Origin of the sequence: Actinomadura fibrosa (genome assembly GCF_900659615.1) — a bacterium.
GTDB lineage: Bacteria > Actinomycetota > Actinomycetes > Streptosporangiales > Streptosporangiaceae > Spirillospora > Spirillospora fibrosa.
Window position 1 is genome coordinate 1 of the sequence record NZ_CAACUY010000526.1, and the last position, 1,830, is coordinate 1,830.

Here is a 1,830-nt window from a genome sequence, read left to right on the forward strand (position 1 = left end):
GGCCTCGCGGGCGGCCTCACGCGCCCGCCGGGCGTCGGCCCCCTCGGGGATCCGGAAGGACACCCGGCCGAGCGCGGCGGCCCTCGCGAGGTCGCCGAGCGAGGCGTGCGGCCCGTCCAGCAGGGCGTCCCAGACCGGCAGGGCCACGCCGTGCTCCAGCCCGACCTGGTCGCGGACGGCGTCGGTCAGGTGGTTGGCCCAGGGGCGGCCGCCGTCGTCGGCGCCCGCCAGCCCCGCCAGCCGCAGCAGCGCCCGCTCGACCGAGACCGTCGTGTGGGAGCGGGCCATCCGGATGATCGGCTCGGCGGCGCGCGCGGCCAGCCGGCGGGCGGTGCGGACCACCTCCGGATCGAGGTCGAGCTTCCCCTGCGGCGCCATTGCCGTCTCCCCTCACGCGACCGCCCCTCTCAGGCCGGATCCGAACGATCGCCGTCCTCGGCGAGCCTTCTTCGGAAGATCTTCCGGTACCGCGCCCGGATTCCGCAAGAACTCCCGGCATATCCGCTCGGTGGCCCTGGTCCCGCCCACGCCACCGGCGCCCCGCGCGCCCCGTCCGGCGGCGGAAATCTCACCCATGGCCAGCATTAACTCCCTTCGCCGCTCGATCACGTCACCTCCAGGTGAGATTCGCACTCAATCACCACATAACTACGTTCGGTAAATCTATACTCACGGACAGTGTCGACTATCGGGCGCGGCCAGTGGCCGGGCGCTCCGCAACACACCGGGAGGGAATCAATGGTCTACGTTCTGACCGCCGCATGCGCCGTCGCGGTGGTGTTCATCGCGAGCCGGATGGTCCGGCGGCTCAAGCACGGCGTCGAGGACCCCGATCCCGACGGGCCCACGTCCGCCCACGCCGGGTCGATGCTGTCCGCGCTGTTCCTGCTGGCGTTCGCCATCGCCATCGTCGTCCCGTGGACCACCGCCGACTCCGCCCGCTCCAACACCTACGCCGAGACCCAGGCGATCTCCGAGGCGTTCTGGGCCGCCTCCCGGCTGCCCGCCGCCGACGCCCGGCGCCTGCAGTCCGAGCTGCGCGAGTACACCGACGTCGTCCGCGGCCCCGAATGGCGCCTGATGCGCAAGGACCACCGGCTCTCCGCCGACGGCTGGGCCCGCCTCGACGCCATGCGCCGCGACACCATCGCCATCAAGGCCGACGACGACGAGTACAAGGACGCCCGCGGCGCCGTCCTGGAGCACATCTCCGAGATCTCCGCCGCGCGGCACCAGCGGGCCATGGACGCCCGCACCTCGCCCCCGGCCAGCCTGCTCATCGTGACGCTGCTCAGCGGCCTCGTCGTCATGCTGCTGCCGTTCCTCTCGGGCGCCCGCCCCCGGGGCATGACCCTGATCCCGCTCGGGGTGATGGCGGCGCTGCTGGCCCTCGGCTGCTACCTGGTCCTCGACATCATGCGCCCGTTCACCGGCGCGCTGGCCGTCGCGCCGGACGCCTTCACCAACCTGCAAGGCGAGCTGCAGCGCATCACGGGGGGTGGATGACGGTGCGACGCGTCCTGGTGGTGCTGCCGGCCGCGGCCGCCGGAGCGCTGGCCTTCCCGACCTGCGCCTTCGCGCAGCCAGGCCCGCCCGGCCCGGGCGTCCACGTGTGCGTCGGCGTCGGCGTCGGCGTCCACGTGGGCCTCGACCTCGACGTGAACGTCGGCGGGGCGCCCCCCTGCCGGCCGCCGCGGCCTCCCGCCCCCGAACCTCCCGCCCCCGAACCCCCGGCACCGGAACCGCCCGCGCCAGAGCCTCCCGCACCGGCACCTCCCGCACCGGCACCACCCGCGCCCTCCGAACCGGCGCCGGCACCCGCACCGCCGG

The 1,830-nt window shown here is 74.3% G+C and carries 3 protein-coding genes; 2 read left to right on the plus strand and 1 reads right to left on the minus strand.

The window, feature by feature from the left end; translation table 11 throughout:
- On the minus strand, positions 1-378 hold a 378-nt coding region (locus tag E1300_RS49375; RefSeq protein WP_278045450.1), incomplete at its 3' end, for a lysine 5,6-aminomutase subunit alpha TIM-barrel domain-containing protein.
- A 360-nt stretch (positions 379-738) separates the two neighbouring features.
- Here E1300_RS49375 and E1300_RS49380 point away from each other — a divergent pair.
- Positions 739-1,506 (plus strand): bestrophin-like domain, encoded by a 768-nt coding sequence (locus E1300_RS49380; RefSeq protein ID WP_131764136.1) that lies wholly within the window; start codon positions 739-741, stop codon positions 1,504-1,506.
- A partial coding sequence (locus tag E1300_RS52035; protein ID WP_370786348.1) for a hypothetical protein occupies positions 1,503-1,830 on the plus strand: 328 nt, incomplete at its 3' end. The genes E1300_RS49380 and E1300_RS52035, both read left to right, overlap by 4 nt.